Source organism: uncultured Chitinophaga sp. (genome assembly GCF_937898475.1).
GTDB lineage: Bacteria > Bacteroidota > Bacteroidia > Chitinophagales > Chitinophagaceae > Chitinophaga.
In genome coordinates this window covers 127,382-145,081 of record NZ_CALEJS010000033.1, presented here as the reverse complement: position 1 = coordinate 145,081, position 17,700 = coordinate 127,382, and the positions used below count along the sequence as shown (strand labels likewise).

The 17,700-nt window shown below is 45.9% G+C and carries 17 protein-coding genes; 9 read left to right on the top strand and 8 right to left on the bottom strand.

The genetic code is table 11. The features are described from left to right. Nucleotides 1-91: 91 nt before the first annotated feature. Together Q0577_RS20935 and Q0577_RS20930 are read right to left on the bottom strand one after the other, a co-directional pair. Nucleotides 92-775 (bottom strand): response regulator transcription factor, encoded by a 684-nt coding sequence (locus Q0577_RS20935; protein WP_298739847.1) that lies wholly within the window; start codon nucleotides 773-775, stop codon nucleotides 92-94. 1 nt (nucleotide 776) lies between these two features. Then, nucleotides 777-2,306 (bottom strand): HAMP domain-containing sensor histidine kinase, encoded by a 1,530-nt coding sequence (locus Q0577_RS20930; protein WP_298739845.1) that lies wholly within the window; start codon nucleotides 2,304-2,306, stop codon nucleotides 777-779. Between the two features lie 160 nt (nucleotides 2,307-2,466). Here Q0577_RS20930 and Q0577_RS20925 point away from each other — a divergent pair, with 160 nt between their 5' ends. Continuing rightward, nucleotides 2,467-3,267, top strand: a complete 801-nt coding sequence (locus Q0577_RS20925; protein WP_298739842.1) for a GLPGLI family protein — start codon at nucleotides 2,467-2,469, stop codon at nucleotides 3,265-3,267. 26 nt (nucleotides 3,268-3,293) lie between these two features. On the opposite strand, the gene Q0577_RS20920 is transcribed toward Q0577_RS20925, so the two are convergent. Next, nucleotides 3,294-6,119: an outer membrane beta-barrel protein gene (locus Q0577_RS20920; RefSeq protein WP_298739839.1), complete on the bottom strand. Its 2,826-nt coding sequence runs from the start codon at nucleotides 6,117-6,119 to the stop codon at nucleotides 3,294-3,296. 119 nt (nucleotides 6,120-6,238) lie between these two features. Between Q0577_RS20920 and Q0577_RS20915 the strand changes: the two genes are divergently transcribed. The 3 genes from Q0577_RS20915 to Q0577_RS20905 are packed head-to-tail and all read left to right on the top strand — an operon-like array spanning nucleotide 6,239 to nucleotide 8,511. Then, entirely contained in the window at nucleotides 6,239-6,991 is a 753-nt protein-coding gene (locus tag Q0577_RS20915; RefSeq protein WP_298739836.1) for a class I SAM-dependent methyltransferase, read from the top strand. Nucleotides 6,992-7,021: 30 nt separating this feature from the next. After that, nucleotides 7,022-7,447, top strand: coding sequence for a hypothetical protein (locus Q0577_RS20910; protein ID WP_298739834.1), 426 nt, complete (start codon nucleotides 7,022-7,024; stop codon nucleotides 7,445-7,447). Nucleotides 7,448-7,449: 2 nt separating this feature from the next. Further along, nucleotides 7,450-8,511, top strand: a complete 1,062-nt coding sequence (locus Q0577_RS20905; RefSeq protein WP_298739832.1) for an RHS repeat-associated core domain-containing protein — start codon at nucleotides 7,450-7,452, stop codon at nucleotides 8,509-8,511. 712 nt (nucleotides 8,512-9,223) lie between these two features. Here Q0577_RS20905 and Q0577_RS20900 read toward each other — a convergent pair. Beyond that, entirely contained in the window at nucleotides 9,224-10,198 is a 975-nt protein-coding gene (locus Q0577_RS20900) for an alpha/beta fold hydrolase (protein ID WP_298739830.1), read from the bottom strand. 410 nt (nucleotides 10,199-10,608) lie between these two features. On the opposite strand from Q0577_RS20900, the gene Q0577_RS20895 reads away from it, so the two are divergent. Further along, nucleotides 10,609-12,087, top strand: coding sequence for an O-antigen ligase family protein (locus Q0577_RS20895; protein ID WP_298739827.1), 1,479 nt, complete (start codon nucleotides 10,609-10,611; stop codon nucleotides 12,085-12,087). 415 nt (nucleotides 12,088-12,502) lie between these two features. Continuing rightward, nucleotides 12,503-12,817: a hypothetical protein gene (locus Q0577_RS20890; protein WP_298739825.1), complete on the top strand. Its 315-nt coding sequence runs from the start codon at nucleotides 12,503-12,505 to the stop codon at nucleotides 12,815-12,817. Nucleotides 12,818-12,947: 130 nt separating this feature from the next. Here the strand turns inward: Q0577_RS20890 and Q0577_RS20885 are convergent, their stop codons facing one another. Genes Q0577_RS20885 through Q0577_RS20875 form a run of 3 tightly spaced genes read right to left on the bottom strand, consistent with a single transcriptional unit; the run spans nucleotide 12,948 to nucleotide 14,259 of the window. After that, a complete protein-coding gene (locus tag Q0577_RS20885) occupies nucleotides 12,948-13,391 on the bottom strand; it encodes a hypothetical protein (RefSeq protein ID WP_298739823.1) in 444 nt (147 codons plus the stop codon). Then, on the bottom strand, nucleotides 13,388-13,780 hold the full coding sequence (locus tag Q0577_RS20880) for a group III truncated hemoglobin (RefSeq protein ID WP_298739820.1): 393 nt from the start codon (nucleotides 13,778-13,780) through the stop codon (nucleotides 13,388-13,390). The genes Q0577_RS20885 and Q0577_RS20880 overlap by 4 nt, the downstream gene beginning before the upstream one ends. Before the next feature lie 47 nt (nucleotides 13,781-13,827). Beyond that, a complete protein-coding gene (locus Q0577_RS20875; protein WP_298739817.1) occupies nucleotides 13,828-14,259 on the bottom strand; it encodes an Rrf2 family transcriptional regulator in 432 nt (143 codons plus the stop codon). 95 nt (nucleotides 14,260-14,354) lie between these two features. On the opposite strand from Q0577_RS20875, the gene Q0577_RS20870 reads away from it, so the two are divergent. Further along, entirely contained in the window at nucleotides 14,355-14,708 is a 354-nt protein-coding gene (locus Q0577_RS20870; RefSeq protein ID WP_298739815.1) for a DUF488 domain-containing protein, read from the top strand. Between the two features lie 3 nt (nucleotides 14,709-14,711). Here the strand turns inward: Q0577_RS20870 and Q0577_RS20865 are convergent, their stop codons facing one another. After that, nucleotides 14,712-15,809, bottom strand: a complete 1,098-nt coding sequence (locus tag Q0577_RS20865) for a hypothetical protein (RefSeq protein ID WP_298739813.1) — start codon at nucleotides 15,807-15,809, stop codon at nucleotides 14,712-14,714. A gap of 123 nt (nucleotides 15,810-15,932) precedes the next feature. Between Q0577_RS20865 and Q0577_RS20860 the strand changes: the two genes are divergently transcribed. Both Q0577_RS20860 and Q0577_RS20855 read left to right on the top strand, forming a co-directional pair. Continuing rightward, nucleotides 15,933-17,249 carry a hypothetical protein gene (locus tag Q0577_RS20860; protein WP_298739811.1) on the top strand — a complete coding sequence of 439 codons (1,317 nt, stop codon included), beginning with the start codon at nucleotides 15,933-15,935 and terminating at the stop codon, nucleotides 17,247-17,249. A gap of 56 nt (nucleotides 17,250-17,305) precedes the next feature. Further along, nucleotides 17,306-17,638: a YegP family protein gene (locus tag Q0577_RS20855; protein WP_298739808.1), complete on the top strand. Its 333-nt coding sequence runs from the start codon at nucleotides 17,306-17,308 to the stop codon at nucleotides 17,636-17,638. The last annotated feature ends 62 nt before the right edge of the window (nucleotides 17,639-17,700 follow it).

Below are 17,700 nucleotides of genomic sequence, written 5' to 3'. Positions count from 1 at the left end.
AAACCGTCTGACATATTTAGTGTAGGTCAGACACATATTGACCTTTATTTAAATAGGAATGGTATGGATAGTATTTTAATCATGTTACCCCTCAGCCCAGCACAAACCTGTACCCGATCCCTTTGATCGTCAGGATCTGCAGATTGTCATCCTCTTTCAGTCTTACCCGCAGGCGGGTGATATAGACATCCAGGTTGCGGCTGTTAAAGAAAGAATCATGTCCCCAAAGCAGGTCAAGGATGGTTTTCCGGTCAATGATCCCGTTACGGTGCTCATACAGCAGTTTTAACAGCTCGCTTTCCTTGTAGGACAGTTTTACTTCTTCCTTTCCGTTCACCAGCAGCTGGCGGCTTGTATAGAATTTAAACTTCCCTATTTTAATATGATCAGAGGGTGGGGCAGGGGCTTTTTCCCGGAAGCGGAGTACATTGTCGATACGAACGATCAGCTCTTCCATGCTGAAGGGCTTACGGATATAGTCATTGCCACCCAGTGAAAAGCCTTTTACCAGGTCGGCCGTTTGCGTTTTGGCGGTGAGGAACAGGATGGGTACCTGGGGATCGATTGCGCGGATCTCTTCAGCTACTTCAAAACCGTCTTTATTGGGGAGCATCACATCCAGCACGCATACGGTGGGTCTGAGCGTTTTGAACAGCGGCAATACCTTCTCTCCATCGCTTTCCATGGTTACATCGAAGCCGCGCCGCTGCAGACTCTCTTTCACGATCTTACCCAGTGATAGTTCATCTTCCACGTATAGAATACTGATGTTCATCTCAGCCAATGGTTTTAAACTTTATAACCCGGCCCCTGTTGTACTGTATGACCGGCGCTTCTGCAAAGGGAAGCTTAACAGAAAAAGTGCTGCCTTTATTCACTTCGCTTTCTACCTCGATAAAGCCCATATGGCGTTGCACGATATGAGCAACATAACTAAGGCCAAGGCCGTAGCCTTTGATATTATGACGGTTGCCGCTGGGCACCCGGAAAAATTTTTCAAAGATCTTATTCTTATACTCCCGTTCGATACCGATACCGTTATCGGCTACACGTATTTCGATATACTGTTTGTGATCGATGATGTGGATGAGGATATCAGGTTCCCCGGTGCTGTATTTCAGCGCATTGTCCAGCAGGTTATAGAGTACGCTGGTCATATGCAGTTTGTCGGCAGTGATGATGAAATTATGCCCGGTTGTTTTCAGCGCGGTAGCAGCCTTTTTCTGCTCAAACTGCAGCTTCATGGACACCAGTACCCCCCTGGCCAGGTCGCGCAGGTCAAACTGTTCTTTGTTCAGGGTGATTTCGCGGTTCTCGAACATGGAAAGTTTCAGCACTTTATCTACCAGCATGCTAAGCCGTTGCATTTCGTTGGCGGAAATGTCCAGGTATTCATTTGTCCTTTGCAGGTCTTCCAGGGCGTCAAAGCTTCTCAGTGCTTCGATAGCCACGCTGACGGTAGCGATGGGCGTTTTCAGCTCATGTGTCATGTTGCTGATGAAATCATTTTTCAGGCGGGCCAGTTTCTGTTGTTGTTTGAGGTTGCGGTACAGCAGCAGGAAGGAAAGGGTGGTAACGCCCAGCAGGAATGCGGACACCAGTATCGGCTGACTGATCCTTTTCAGCAGGTACCACCTGTTATTATCAAAGCGCAGCTGGTAGCTGACAGGCTTTGTAATGCCGATGGTCACCGTATTGCCTTCCAGGCCTTCCGGGAAGGGGTCAAACACATCTTTTGTTGTATCTGCAGGAAAGGCATTGATATGGAAGCCGAGGTGTATATTCTCTGCATCGAGGGCTTTGCGGTAACGTTCGCTGAGTTCTTTTACCGTGATAGCATCCTGCAGGGAGTCAATGCCTGCTACAAAGCGGGCAACAGGCCTTAAGCCGGGCGGCGCCTGGGTAAGATGATAGCTGACATTAATGGTGTCTCCATCTTCCCGTGTGCTGTTCACGCCGGAAGCACGGTCCAGCGACACCATCAAGGTACGTTTGGTCATACCGGCCGCCGGGATGGGAGCCTCCTCATAGACACTTTCGGCCCTTATTTTCTCAGCGATGATGCCCGAAGCGCGGACAACCCCTTCACGCTCCCGTATACGGAAGTGAAAATTGGAATCGAGCTTCAGTTTGGCAGCCTGCAGGCGGAATATTGTTTCCCGGAAAAGAATATTGGTGCGCGCAGTGAACAACCGTCTTTCCTCCCGGTAATTCTTGCGCAGCCAGTATGCCTGGAAAGCAGTGATCACCAGGATGGTCAGTATGATCAGAAAGGCCGTGACCGGTATGGATAATTTGTAACGCAAACAGTTGACAAGATAGTTTGTAATGGCAATACTACGGCAAATGTTGCACATCCACCGCCCCCGGTCGCGAAATATTAACCTTAATTAACATTAAAGCAAGGCTTATTAACCGCTGTTGCAACAGCAACATAATAGCTTTAGCTTCTTAAAATCACACACTATGAAGCACACCATTTTAACACTGTCAATGGCACTTACATTATTGGCCGTTAAGGGACAGCAAAAAGAAGGAAGGGTGGTATATGAACGTACCGTGCAGATGCAGATGCGCATGATGGGTGGAGGGAATGAGATGGAGCAGATGATGCCCCGGACGCGTAAAGACAAGCTGGAAGTATTGTTCGGTAATGACCAGTCCCTTCGCCGTACACTGGACGATGATGTACAGGAAGACATGACAGCCGAAAGAGGCGGCATGCAGGTACGCATGATGATAGCCGGCGCCAATGATATTACTTACACCGATTTCAGTGCGGGCCGCACGGTTGAACAGCGCGAATTTGGCGCCAGGAACTACATTGTGGCAGACAGTATCAAAAAGCTGAACTGGAAGCTGACCGGTGAAACCAAAACTATTCTGAACTATCCCTGTCAGCAGGCCGTAGCTCAACGCATTGGTAAACGTAACATCACTTCCATGGAGAACGGCGAGTTAAAGAACCAGGAAGTAGCAGACACCATGAATATTACCGCCTGGTTTACCCTTGCTGTTCCTGTACCCGCGGGACCGGAGTACCAGGGACAGCTGCCGGGATTGATACTGGCAATAGATGTTAATAATGGCCGGGTGGTATACGAGGCGGTAGCATTATCACCCAAGGTGGATATAGCCGATATTAAAGCGCCTTCCAAAGGCAGAAAGGTAACAGCGGAGGAGTTTGCGCAGGAAAGGGAAAAGGTGATGAAAGAGATGCAACGGAATGGAGGCGGCAGAGGTACAACGATTAGGATTGGAGGGTAGGGAGACGGGGAGGAACCCCCTTCCCTCTACCTCATCACCCTGATTCCTCCCTTCCCGGCTCCAGGGCCTGCAGCCAACCCACTCTTACTCAAACTATACGTAAACGTCAGCATAAAGAACCTTTGCAGGTTGGTGATCCGCGTATCTTCCAGGTAATTCTGGTTGCTTGTCCGCGTAATACCTACATTCTGATTCAGCAGGTCAAAAACACTCAGTTTTAGTTCGCCCCTGTTAAAGCGGAGGAACTGCTTGCTGAATGAAGCATTCCACAAAGGTACCTGTGCATTAAAACCAGCTGCCCGCTGGCTGTTGATCGTATAGGTAAAACTGGTGCTGAGGAAAAATTGCGCAGGCAGCTGCCAGTTGACTTCACCTTCATACTGTTGTGAAAAATAATGGATATTGTTAGCCGCCTGCAGGGAGTAAGTACTTGAATAGAAATTAAAGCTGCCACCTGCAGAAAGGTCCAGTTTCTCTGAAGGGCTCAGATCAAAGCGCAGCGAAGGGCCCAGTGAAAGTGTATTGATATTATTGGGAGCTGCATTGATGAACTGCTTGGTTTTGCTGTACCCTATATTGCTGCTGAAGTTCACGGTGCCCTTTAATGCCCGCAGCGGAAGGCCCAGGTTAACCGTACCACTCATATTGAGTACGCCGTCCACATTCACAGGACGGGTACGTTTGATGCCCAGCGAATCCACCGTGTCATAGTTCACGATCTTGTGCTGTGTTTCCTGCAGGTTGAAGAAGGCAAAGAAGTTTTTATTCCGGAAAGGATCAACAGACATAAAATTCACCTGTACCGCATGCGTAAACTCCTGCTGCAGATCAGGATTGCCTTCCCTGATATTCAGGGGGTCGGTAATATCAGGTACCGGCTGCAGCTGCGAAATATTCGGCTGGTTGGTGATGGCTGCATAGTTGATACTGAGATGGCGGTACCGGGTAAAGTCATACTTGAACCGCATGGAAGGCAGCAGGTTGTAAAACGACTTACTGATCACAGAATCGCTGGAGCCGGCAATGATTTTGCCTTCCAGATCCGCCCGCTGCCAATTAAGACCTGCCGCCAGGCTGAAATTTTTCTGCTGCGTACGGATGCGGATACCCGCATTGGTATACCCGTAGCTGTTCTCGAAATTATTACTCAGCGCAGGATTGAGCTGATCAAATTTGCCGTTGTTCCCGTTATAGTCATATGTTATCTTCTCTGAGCTGCTGCTGGTATTACTGCGACTAACACTGAATTCCAGCAGGGAGCGTTTGAACAACGGTTCTGTATACACGGCGCGCAGGTTATAACTGTTCAGACTTCCGGATGTATTGTTCTGTTGGTGGATAGAATCGTCAACAGGCGTAGACGGATCACGCTTGTAAAAGTGATTCACAGATAACAGGCTGCCCTCACTTTCAGAGCTGTTCAGGCTTGTCTGCAGCCCCAGTGAAAATGTCCGTCCTTTTCGATGGAATTTCTTCCGGAAGAGTATGTCGTTCCGGAGATTGCTGCCGTGCCCATTGGAGCTGTTATTACTGAAGCCCTGGTTTGCCAGCTGATGATCACCGGTTAATGTTTCATAGGTATTAAAGCTTTTATTGCCGGTTTCCTGGTAGCTGGCGGAAGAAGTGATCTTCAGGGAGTGGAAGGAATCGATATTGATATCAGCCGTCAGGTTCAGCCGGTGACTATTATTAAGGTTGTCGCTGTTGGACCGCTGGTTATAGAAGTAGGAAGAATCTGGCAGGAAATACTGGCGCTGTGTATTGCTTTCCTGCTGTGGGTTGTAGCGGTTATAAAAATAGCTGCCGTTAAGATCGGTTTTATTACCGATGATGTTGCTATAGTTTACCCCGCCGCCCCAGATGGTTTTAATACCGTTACTGTTACTGTTGCCCATCATTGACGCCATAGGATCATCGGCATTCAGGGTGAAGCTGGCGTTGCCGCTGCCGCTTTGCCGCATCCGGTTCAGTTCACCGCTGAAGTTCATGAGGTCCATGAAGGAGAAGCCTTCGCCATTGGTGTTGTTGGCCATGCCAATGGCAGACAGCTGTCGTGCGCCTTTAAAGGAGTTGACATTGAAACGGCCTTCATAGCGTTCATCCGTACCCGCACCCGCGCTGGCTTTGCCAAAGAGGCCTTTCTTTTTATCCTCTTTCAGTTTAAGGTTGATGGTCTTTTCACTGTTACCGTCGTCAAAGCCCGTCAGCTGGGCGGCGTCGCTCATACGGTCGTACACCTGTACTTTGTCTACCGCATCAGCCGGGAGGTTTTTGGTGGCAATTTTAGGATCACTGCCAAAGAATTCCTTGCCGTCTACCAGCACGCGGTTCACTTTTTGTCCCTGCGCTTTTACGGTACCGTCTTTATCTACCTGCAGGCCGGGCAGTTTTTTCAGCAGTTGTTCTACACTGGCATTAGGGACAGTGCTGAAAGATCCTGCGTTGTATTGCACGGTATCGCCGATCAGCGTAACAGGCGGCGCTTCGCCGGATACTACTACTTCATTCAGGGTCCTGCTCAGATCAGATAGCAGGATGTTGCCGAGCGCTACCCGCGGATTGGCGGCGCTGATGCTAACCATGATGCTGGTACTGTGGTAGTTCAGGTGGGTGATCAGCAGGCGGTATTCTCCTGCGGCAATACCGTTCAGCTCGAAAGCCCCTTTGTTATCGGTCATCATAAAGCTGACCAGTGAAGAATCCTTTTTCTGCAGCAGGGTAACGGTGGCAGAAGTTACCGGGCGACTGCCAATCGTATCTACTACTGTACCGGTAACAACGCCGTTCCTTTGTCCATAGGCGGTAATGCAGATAATGCTGCAAATGATGCATAGTAAGTAACTTTTGGGCATGATAATCCTTTTAGCAGTTGAACAGCTACGAAAATACCCTGGGCATAAAAGAAAGCAGGTTAACAAGCCTTGCTTTAATGTTAAGGAAGGTTAATAAAAACGGATTAACTTTATTGATTATGAAGCATACAGAACGTTTCAGCGACCGGGTAGAGAACTACGTAAAGTACCGGCCGCATTATCCGCAGGCTATTATACCCTGCCTGGAGCAGGAAGCCGGCCTTACACGCGACAGCGTAGTGGCTGATATTGGCGCGGGCACCGGTATCTCTTCATTGCTTTTCCTGGAATATGGAAATAAAGTGTTCGGGGTAGAACCTAATACCCCCATGCGTGAAAAGGCAGAGCAATTGCGGCAGCGCTTCCCCCATTTCACCACCGTAGCCGGTACGGCAGAACGTACCATGCTGCCCGACGCCTGTGCAGATCTGATCGTGGCAGGGCAGGCCTTCCACTGGTTCAGCCAGGGGGCGGCCAGGGTAGAGTTCCGCCGTATTGGCCGTAAAGATGCACATATTGCGCTGATGTGGAATGAACGCCGTACAGATACCGATTTTGAGCGGGAGTACGAATTGCTGGTAGCCCAATATGCAACGGACTATAAAGAGACCGGTCATCGTAATGTTGGTCCGGCGCAGCTGGCGCAGTTTTTTTCGCCCTCTGCTTATAGCGAGCATACATTTCATAATGCCCAGCTGTTTGATTTCACCGGATTGAAGGGCAGGTTGTTGTCTTCTTCTTATGCACCACAGGAAGGGCATCTTTCACATCAGCCGATGATTCACAGGCTGGAGGAGATATTTGAGCGGTATAAGCAGCAGGGGATGGTGAAGTTTCATTATAATACGAGGTTGTATGTGGGGAAGGTGTAGGTGGGCCGAACCAATATCAATATTAAATATATGGCCAAAGGGTATTCTAGTATCATCGCTAAGTATGATGATCGGTATTTTGAAAACTGGATAAGGTTTATTTCTGAGCAATTTATACTTTGGGAAGGCGATAAACGTATCGTTATTTTGACTGAGGATGGTGATGAGGAAATAGTAGAATTATTGTCGGTTGAACAGGCTTTTCGGGAAAAGCACCAGGTCGTTATCAAGTTTCGAAATTCTCGGGGGAGAACAATTGCTGCCAGGATTTTGCAAAACATAAAATCCTTTATCGTTGAATACTATTCAATGGACGAACTGTTGGATGATGAGGACCATAATATGTTTTACAACTGCTTGCTGGAAAGATTTGTGGAGTTGTCAAAGCATACGCAAGTTGGCGGGTTCGTATTTGATCGGGATGGTTATACGGAGGACTATATTCAATTTTATTAGAGTTGAAGAAATGGGCGCAGCGGATGATGCAGCCGGGCAGGAGTTGGAATATTGGGAATTACAGGTATGGGTTTAATGGGAAGGAGAACGACAACGAAATCAAGGGCGAAGGAAATCAGCAGGATTATGGGATGAGGGTGTATGATCCGAGGTTAGGGAAGTTTTTGAGTGTGGATCCGTTGACTAATAATTATCCGTTTTATGCACCATATCAATTTGCTAGTAACAATCCCATTGTTGCAATCGACGTGGATGGCCTTGAATCAAGTAAGATATTAAATAAGGCGGAATCACTGCTATATACACCTTACGAATTTGGAGGTAAATCACCACCTGCATCACTCATTGGCAGTATTAATACGACAGAAGGTAATTCATTCTGGGAAAATGAACTCAAACCGGTACTTCAGAAGATATCTGATGATCATCCTATGCATTATAAGGCAAAGCATCCTCAGTCCATGCTTACAAGCTCTGAAATTAGTGATAACTGGAGAAACACTGTTAAGGATGCATATTCCGATTTTCAGCAAGTTATGGACGGTGCTAAATCTATTGGTATAGATTGTTCTGGATTTGTATATGCGTCATATATAATGGATAAAGAATTGTCGTTTATTTCAAAGAGTTTAAATACCGGATCTGGTGGACAGTTGGGTGTTTTCAAGACTAATACGGGATGGGGAACTACGTATTATCATAAAAACTTTAATCTAGTTTCAGAAGGTGATTTGATACACAATGAGGGGCACGTAATGATTGCTACAGGGTATGTGAGACTGGATGATAAGGGGAATGTTTCAGAATTTCAAACGTATGAAGCGAATAGTACAGATAAAGGTTCGCTCGTAATGTGGCGTAAAGTTGAGGGTAAATATATGATCGGCCATCCATTTAGGACGACAGATCTTGTGGGGAAACCCTTAGATATTGGGATCGTTAAAATACTTCCTAGACAATCGTATGGGCAACAACGTTCGTTCAATTTTTCCGCTTTGGAGAGAATAAAAGCTAATTTGAAACAAACTGTAGAAGAATCACCTAAAACAACTAAAAAACAATAGTGAAATGGTTCAAAAATTACGTAGGAAAATCTATAAATACAGTCTGCATCTATCTATTATTGTTGTTGTGTTTTGTTCCTGCGAACATACCAATACTAATAGAAGTCTGGATATATCAAAGAACGGGGATTCAATCGTAGTTGACAAGGCGCCGAACTCATTCAATGAATCCCGTAAACTCGCCGATAGAGACATTATCGCATTAATTGAAGCGAAGAAGGAGATTCCGATTGAAATGATAAAGAACTATTTTTACTTCGACTCATCATTTTTGTCGACCAGAGATTATATATCCGGTTTTTCAGTAAAACGATATGGGGATAGTTTGATCCTTGTTTGTATTGATTTTTATAAGTCGCCCTGTGGTGAACGATATTTAGTTACATTGCATAGTTCCTCATTGAGGGAGATCGATAAGTTATTAATAACAACATATTGTGATTCTGACCAAATTTTGAACGATCAAACAACCCGGTGCAAGTTTAAGAGTGATTCTACATTCGAAACGGAAGACATGCTTTACGGGAAAGGAAGGCTAAGCGAAAATGGTCAAAAAGCGAACATAGTTTACAAAAAGAATTGGCTAATTGCTAAGAATGGCAAAATTACTTTAATTAGTTCCCAGGAAAGCGAGCAGTGATTGGTATTCCACAGGACTAAGGACTTGACGCTTCACAGGTATAAAATCAGATACGATAATAGTTAATTTTCATTACTTGACAAAATAATTCTTCCTCAAAAAATCTTCAATGTTCTGTGATACTCTTGCAGAAATCGGGGTCGATACAGAATTATATAGCTGAAAATTTTTACCGAGGTCCTTATCACTAATCTTTAAAACATGATTCATCCCAGGAATAGTAACGAATGTGGCATCGGGCTTTGCTTTGGTCAATTTGGCCGCTTCTAGCTGTTTTATCTGGAGATCGTTATCACCCTGTATTATAAGAATCGGAGCCTTAATATCAGCAATCTCACGGCATGGATCGTAGGCCATCATAGATATCAGGAAGGGTTGCACTCCCGGCCTAAATAAAACAGCCAGCTCTTTCGGTATACTGTCTACTGTTTCTTTATTCCTGAGCTTGTCTAAAATGGGTGTTGCTTTCCCAACTAGGGCGGGCATACGTTCCTTAATCTGAGCGGCCAAGATGGAATCGATAGGGCTACCAGGCGCTGCTAATGAAATATAGGCATTCGCATTTGCTCTTTTCCCTGCTACAAAAGAAACTAATGCCCCTTCACTATGCCCAACAAGCACTATATTCTTAAACTTACGATGCATTCTAAGATAGGATATCCACTCGGAAAGGTCTTGTATGTAGCTGTCAAAAGTTAATTTCGATTCATTGACCCCTGCGCTCGCACTTGCGCCCACACCTCGCTTATCGTATCTGAAAGCCGTTATCCCCCTTTGAGCAAGATCGTGTGCCAGAAATTTATATGTATTGGGATACATAGCACCGTATTGATTGCCATCTCTATCTGTTGGCCCGGAACCACCAACAATAATAGCAACCAGACTGTTGGAATCCTTTGAATTTGGTATTGTCAGGGTTCCTGACAAAATTGATCCTCCTGCTGGCGACAGGGACAATTCCTGTTCTCTATAAAAAAATGATTCGACTTGTCGCCCTGATGAGGATAAATACACAAGAGTTAATAATGAAAGAAAAATTTGTTTCATTAGGATATTTTAATAATTTCCACTGTAATAATACTGAATCTTTTTTAATTAAAATGCCCCTATCTCGTACTACACCTTCTATCGTTGGCATATTTCTCGGCTTATTGATGATGCTGCCCGTCGCTGATTATTATCTGGCGCCTTGGACAATTTTCTATTTCTAGGATTTTTATCTCTTATTTACCTGCGTTACATTTTCTCTGTTTATCTTATCAGTAGTTTTATTTAGGAAAGACATAGGGCATTTAATAGTAAAGCTTGAAGGGATAGATTTGCTCCTGTTAATATTAGCTGGCTATCTTACTTTGAAGAGCTCCCCTTACTTGAGTCTTAAACATGCGACCTTGAATACACCTCTAATAGAGATTTATAGCTCTTTGATACTTTATTATACAACCAGATATTGTGTTGTGAAATATCAGCTTAAAGAAGTGATAATAGTAGGTATTGCAGCTATTACTCTATTTGAGGCTGTTCTTGGCATTCTTCAATTTCATAACATTGTTAAATATGCCAATACAAATTTTGAAATAGGTGGTACCTTTAACAATCCTAGCATATTCGGCAATTTCTTTGCTCTGACCATTCCCTTTTTGCTTGCTTTAATGCTTTTTCCTGAACATTTCTTTCTTAGTCGCAGGCAAAAAACTGGCATTATCCTGATCTTATGCCTAGCTATCTATGTTACCATTCTTTCAATGTCCCGTAGTAGTTGGATGGGAATTATAGCTGGAGGATTGACTTTAATATGTATCAAATACAGGCTGAACCTGAATCTATTAAAAGTACAGCCTCCGAAAATATTTGCCAGGGGTATTATTGTGAGTCTACTATTTGTAGTAGCTATAATACTTCTGATCTTCTACATAAAAAAAGATTCTTCATTTGGCAGATACTTTATTTATAAACGAAGCTTAGAGCTGAGTGCTGCTAATCCGATTACAGGTTATGGGTCGAATAGCTTTGGGCGTGTATATAATTTGTTTCAGGCAGATTTTTTCTCTAAACATAAAAGTACGCAACAGGAACGGCTAGTAGCAGATAATATCAATATAGCCCCAAGCGATTTTATTCAAATCCTGATTGAGTTCGGTGCAATAGGGCTCTTACTTACATTGCTAGTAATGATAACCGTCATATACCTTGGGATTAAGAACTTAAACCACTTGATAGGCAAGGGTCGTAGTATTCAAGCTGGAGGTATTGGCTCAGTTATTTCCCTGTTCACATGCTCTTTATTATCCTATCCTCTACATATAATTCCCATTTCAGTTATAGGATTAATAATCGTTTCCATGTTAAATCTGAGAGGAGCGCGGCTTTTTACTTTATCTATTTCTAATCCCTTAAAAAAATTATCGGCAGTAATAGCGATCTCGTTTCTTCTGTTAATAGGTTATATACAGATACGACAGTACAAGGTGCAAAGGGAATGGGGTAAGTTACATTTCCTCTCCGGGTTCTTAACCAGCGAAAGTACATTGAATGATTATGGCAAGCTATATTATACTTTGCACGACAGGTACTTATTTATATCCGAGTTTGGAATGAAGCAATTCTATGCTGGAAATTATAGAGAAGCTATCAGGTTATTAAGTGAGAGTAATCACTATTTTGCAAATTATCAAACCTACATGTATCTGGGTCTTGCATATCAGCAAGTGGGTGCAAACGATGCGGCTTTAAAAAATTTCAAAACCGCTACATATATCGTCCCCAACCGCTTCCTTCCGAAATTTCATTTGTTTAATTTCTATATGAAGACTGGCCACCATACAGAAGCCCAAGCCGTGGCCAAGGAGATCATGGCTATGCCTGTCAAAGTTCAGAATTCCACAGTAGACTATGTTAGAGAACAGGTTATCAGAATGATGTCTGCTATTCATTAGTTTTTAATCGCGTTTATCGTAAACATCTTACGTTAGGGGACGATTACTGGTTGCTGCAATTGTATCATTTACGAATAAATTATCATTACTTTCCTATTTAAACTATTTGGAGTACTGCTGTAACAAACTCGGTCGTTAACTCATAGAAAAGTAACATCCCGGTTCGTTCGTTCTTGCTCCACTCATCCGCAATATCGCTGTCCATTGCTGCATAAAGCAAAGACCATAACACCTCTTTTACACGACCTGGACTGTCATAACAGTAGGCTCTGTTGTCACAAAAGGACAAAAGAGACGTTAGACGTTACCGCGGATGCAGTTTACGATTTCTTATTTGGATGGAAGGATAGGGGTCAACAGGCCGTACTCGACATGAAAAATGGGATTGAATTGGACGCTGCTGTGAGAAATGGGAATGCTACATACAATAATCCTGATGTGCCGGAGCGAATTCAGGAGAAGCACCCGGGAAGTTCCAGAAGCAGATGGAGATAAAACAGTAGATAGCCCATTTATACGCTTTGATCCATTGTGTAGATTTGCTGAGCGTATAATGCTGGTAAGCTTCAAAACCGATCAGCACCAGTGGAAGGATCTCCAGTGCGCTGAAGGTGGCGCCCAGCGCCAGTACGGCAATATAGGCGCCATGCCCCCAGATACAGCCTACCGTCTGGCCGCCGATAGATTGCCATACATTCTGCCCATCCTTTATCTCCTGACCGGTGAATAAGGTGTCGCCGGATGCGCTGAGTACTGCTTTGGGTATAGGTGGCGCCTGGCGGTATAGTCATAGCTTGTGTTGTTGTGGATAGTAGATTAAAAAAGAGTGGAGTTGAATGTTGGGGAGAACTGCTAATGGATCAGAGTGGTTGAAAAAGTTTTATGCCATAGCGTACGATTAAAATTGTTTTGAGCAATTCTGCGCCTATATAGTACAGGTGCAGGTAAGAATGCGGTAACTGCTGTCCGCTGATAACCAGCGACGCCCTCGTATCCAGCTGTGGCAACAGCCATGCCGTTTGGAGCAGCAGTATCACCAGTACCGTTAACAGCAGGTATCGCGGAACAGCCGGCCGCAGCCTGTTATGCAGGAAGGCGCTCACCAGTATGACCACCCCAAAGCCCCATTCGATCTTATTCAGCGCGTTGAATACCAGTCGCCCGATGCCTAGTCCGATGGGCAGCGTTACACCCGGCGCCCTGAACTTCAGCCAGGCTTCCAGGAAACTGACGGCGCATATGAAACCCGTCCACACGAAGACACAGGCCAGCGCTACCGGCTGATCTACTCTTGTAGTTTTCATAGTATTGGTTTTCCGCCGTTGCGGATGTATGCTATTTTTGACATGAACATCGTAGCCATCTTGCCACTGCGCCATTTGGCCTCTTCTGCCTTCTCACCTGCGAAGTAGCGGTCAACCGTGGCATGCCACATTTGCAGCCAGGTATCGAAATGCTGTTGTTCCAGCGGTAGTCTGGCATGCGGCGGAAATGGGCCGCCAAAATAGGTATGTTCTTCCAGCAGCACGGTTTGCCAGAAACGGTACATCTTTTCCAGGTGCGCCGGCCAGCGGTCCTGTATCACGCCGTTAAAGATGGGTCCTAGTAACGCATCTTCCCTTATCTGCTGGTAGAACGCGTTTACCAGTAGCTGTATATCCCCCAGTGTGGCTATATCCTTTCTTTCGTCCATGGGTAATAGTTAAAATACCTTTTTGTCTTTTATTAAGGTAAATTTTTTTACCGTTTCAGGAATGCCAGCTGTTTTTCCAGCTGTTCATTGAATGTTCCCAGTTTGGCTTTTTCGAGCATATTGAAAATGTCTTTTCTTATTTTTTTAAATTCAAGATGGATAGGACAGGGATGCGTTTCCGAGCATTGCTTCAGTCCCAGTCCGCATTCTGCGAAAAGCTTATCGCCATCTGTCGCTTTAACGATATCGGCGATGGAACATTTTGCAGTAGCGGCGTCCACATAAAAGCCCCCGTTGGGCCCTTTTGCAGATTGTACCAATCCCCGCCTGCCAAGGTCCTGCAGGATCTTGGCAATGAAATGCTCCGGTGAGTCAATCCCACTGGCAATTTCCTTTATGCTAACCTTATCTCCGTTCTTTGAACGCTGGGCAATGAACAACACGGCCCGTATAGCGTATTCGCAGGTCTTTGAGAACATTCAAACTCCTTTAACGGAGGCAAAGGTACATAAAAGTTTAATAAAAGACTATAAACTCTTTTATTATTGCTGTAACTTCATAGCAAATCCTGGTAATGATGAGAACGATAAAGATCAAACGGGTGTATGAAGCGCCAGCCAAGGCTGATGGATACAGGGTCCTGATAGACCGGGTATGGCCCCGGGGCATTACAAAGGGAGGGGCGGCGGTGGATGAATGGCGGAAGGAGATAGCTCCCTCCACCCCCCTGAGAAAATGGTTTGGCCATGATCCCGAACGGTGGAAGGAGTTTCAGCGGCGGTACCGCGATGAATTAAAGCACAACGAAGCCGTGACACAATTTATAGATGCCCACCAAAGTACCAGTGTAATGACCCTGGTTTACGGCGCAAAGGATGAAGCGCATAACCATGCCCTGGTGCTGCAGCAATACCTGGCAGACCGTTAAGGCCTATTCCAGTCTGGCTTTGATACCCCATCCGCCGAAGTTTTCGGATACGGCGATCCATAGCTCGTTAGGGCCCTTTTGCAGGTGGAGGTACACGGCGTCAAAATAGCCGATGGTACCCAGAAAGCGGTAATCTCTTGACAGGAAATTGTCCGTCCCCTCATACAATAACTGCTTGTTGAGATACACTTTTGCCCGATCAGAGAAGCCAAAGGTCAGTTTTTTAACCCCCGGTGCATTTGCGTGTATCACCACCCTGGCAAAGACGGTATTCTTCTTCGGCGCCGTACCTGATAACACAGAAAAATCAACAATACCCTGCTCATCTGCCTTTAAGCCCTTCCAGGTGAGTGTAGCCGTATCCGTAGCAGTAAGCTGCACTTTATCTTTCAGCAACGCTTCATCAAAGGGAGAGGAAACTTCCCAGGAGGTCAGCACGGATGCAGGTAAAGGAGGAGGAGGCGTGGCTTTACGCTTAATGGCAACATCATCCGTGGCGATGTACGCAAAATTACGGTACCACACAGGCGCAGGGGCCATGTTATTCAGTTCGATCATCCCGCTGGCGGCCTCCCTTTTCAGACGGCGGATAAACAGCACGGGCGTAGTGTCCTGGTCAAAATATACTTCTCCCTGGCTACCCCATATGACCAGCTTTATATGTATCCACCGGTCCACCGGCAGGAGGGCGGCATTGCTGTAACCCGGCCCGTGATACAACTGCCAGCTGGGAAGCTCGTTATATACCGGGGTATACTGCATGGCATCGGGGTTGCCGGATTGATGAGGCCTTACATAATACTGCTCATAATTTTTCTCGTCCTGCATACGGAACGCTATCGCCGGGAAGTAGCGGTCCGCCGCCAGTGCGATGTCAAATTCAATAATGCCGTTCTTAAAATTCGCGTCTTCCAGCAGCAGGCTGCCTTCCTGCAGGCGAAGGGCTGGTTTCCCCAGGTGAAGCTCTTCATAAGGGGTTTTTCCTTTTACTTTCCAGCGCGGTGAATTGAATGGAATAATTGTCTGCGCATCTGCCACATAAGGCAGGATCATAAGCAATAATAAACTGAAACGCATGAAGGTGATAAGTTTAAAATCCACGAAAAAGATTATTTTGGAACCGGATATGATGGAAAGGTATCACCTTCCTGCAAAGCACAGTTATTCAACTCGTATGCAAGTTTGTTCAAAATTGTTCAGTGTTTAATTAATTGATTTCCAGTAATGAATAATATTGAATTACTACAACAATGCTGCAGGCTGATAGAAGAACAACTGGGCTGGGGAAGTAGTGACAACTGGCAGAACCAGGACTTTGAAGCGCTCAGCTCCCGTATATTTGAGCGCACCCAGGTGGCCCTCAGCGTAAGCACCCTGAAAAGGGTGTGGGGAAAAGTGAAGTATGACAATTTCCCCTCTCTCACTACCTTAAACACCCTGGCTATATTTGCCGGTTTTGAACACTGGCGCGATTACAGGCAGCAGCAGCTGGCGGTAAGCGGACAAGCCCCGGTTCCTGAGCCCGACGGTCATATGGCCAGCCTGAATGGTCATGGCGGCCGGACCGTTAAACGCCGCCATATCGGCTGGTATATCGCTCCCGGTGTGCTGGTGATACTGGTCATTGCGGGATGGATGTACAACCGCACGGGTAAGAACGGCGTACCTGTTTCCGGACTGCCGGACGGCGCCCGGTTTTCTTTCAGCAGTCAGCCCCTGGCCGCAGGTATTCCCAATTCCGTGATCTTTAACTATGATGCTGCCGCCGCGAAGAACGACTCCGTGTTCATACAGCAGTCCTGGGACCCGAAGCGGCGCTTCCGCGTGCCTGCCACCGGCCATACCTATACCTCCATCTACTATTACCCCGGTTTCTTTAAAGCGAAACTGGTGATAGGTAAACGGATTGTGAAGGAGCACGATCTGTGTATCCCATCCAACGGATGGCTCGCAGCAGTGGACCAGGAACCCGTGCCGGTATATTTTTCAAGAGAGGAGTTTATAGGGGATGGCGCCCTGCGTATACCGCTCGCCCTGATGGAAAAAATGAAGATACCTATGCATCCGCAGCCGCCGGAACTACGTTACTATAACATAGGAGATCTTCACGGACTGAAAAATGACAATTTCATTTTTGAAACGGAAGTGAAGAACGACTATAAGGAGGGCACGGCAATTTGCCAGCCCGCTGATATTTATATTCATTGCGAAGGGTCGGCAATCATCCTGCCCCTGGGCATACCGGGTTGTGTAGGAGAGATGCGGCTGATGGCCGTAGATACCGGTTTTTCGGCCCAGGGCGCCGATCTTTCCGGCTTTGGTTGCAATATGAGCGAATGGGTAAAAGTGCGTTGTGAAGCACGAAATAAACACCTGCAGGTGTGGGTGAACGGGAAAGAGGCATTTAACTATACCTTTAAGCGCGCGCCAGACAGGATCGTTGGCGTTAGCTATCGTTTTCGCGGCGCCGGTGCGGTAAACGCTGTAAAGTTTTCGGGGCCTGATGGCACTGCCGTACTGGAAGATACCTTTGACGACTAGCCGCTGTTAATTAATTATGTTGTTTGTTGCATCTATAAACCTTAAACACCACAACAATGAGTAAGTTTATCATCAAAAAAAGGACAAATGGCGAGTTCCAGTTCAATCTGAAAGCCGGTAACGGTGAAGTTATCCTTACCAGTGAAGGCTACAGCTCCAAAGCTGCCTGTGAAAACGGTATTGAATCTGTAAAAAAGAACGCCCCGGACGACAGTCGTTATGAAAAGAACACATCCACCAATGGCAAGTTTTATTTCAACCTCAAAGCCGCCAATGGCCAGGTAATCGGCTCCAGCGAATTGTATACCAGTGAATCCGGCAGAAATCAGGGGATTGAATCAGTTAAAAAGAACGCACCATCCGCCACCGTAGAAGACCAAACGGCGTAGTGAGTTTCAAATTCCAAAGACCAAATTCCAAATTCCAAATCCCAACTTTAAGGTCCAGCCTT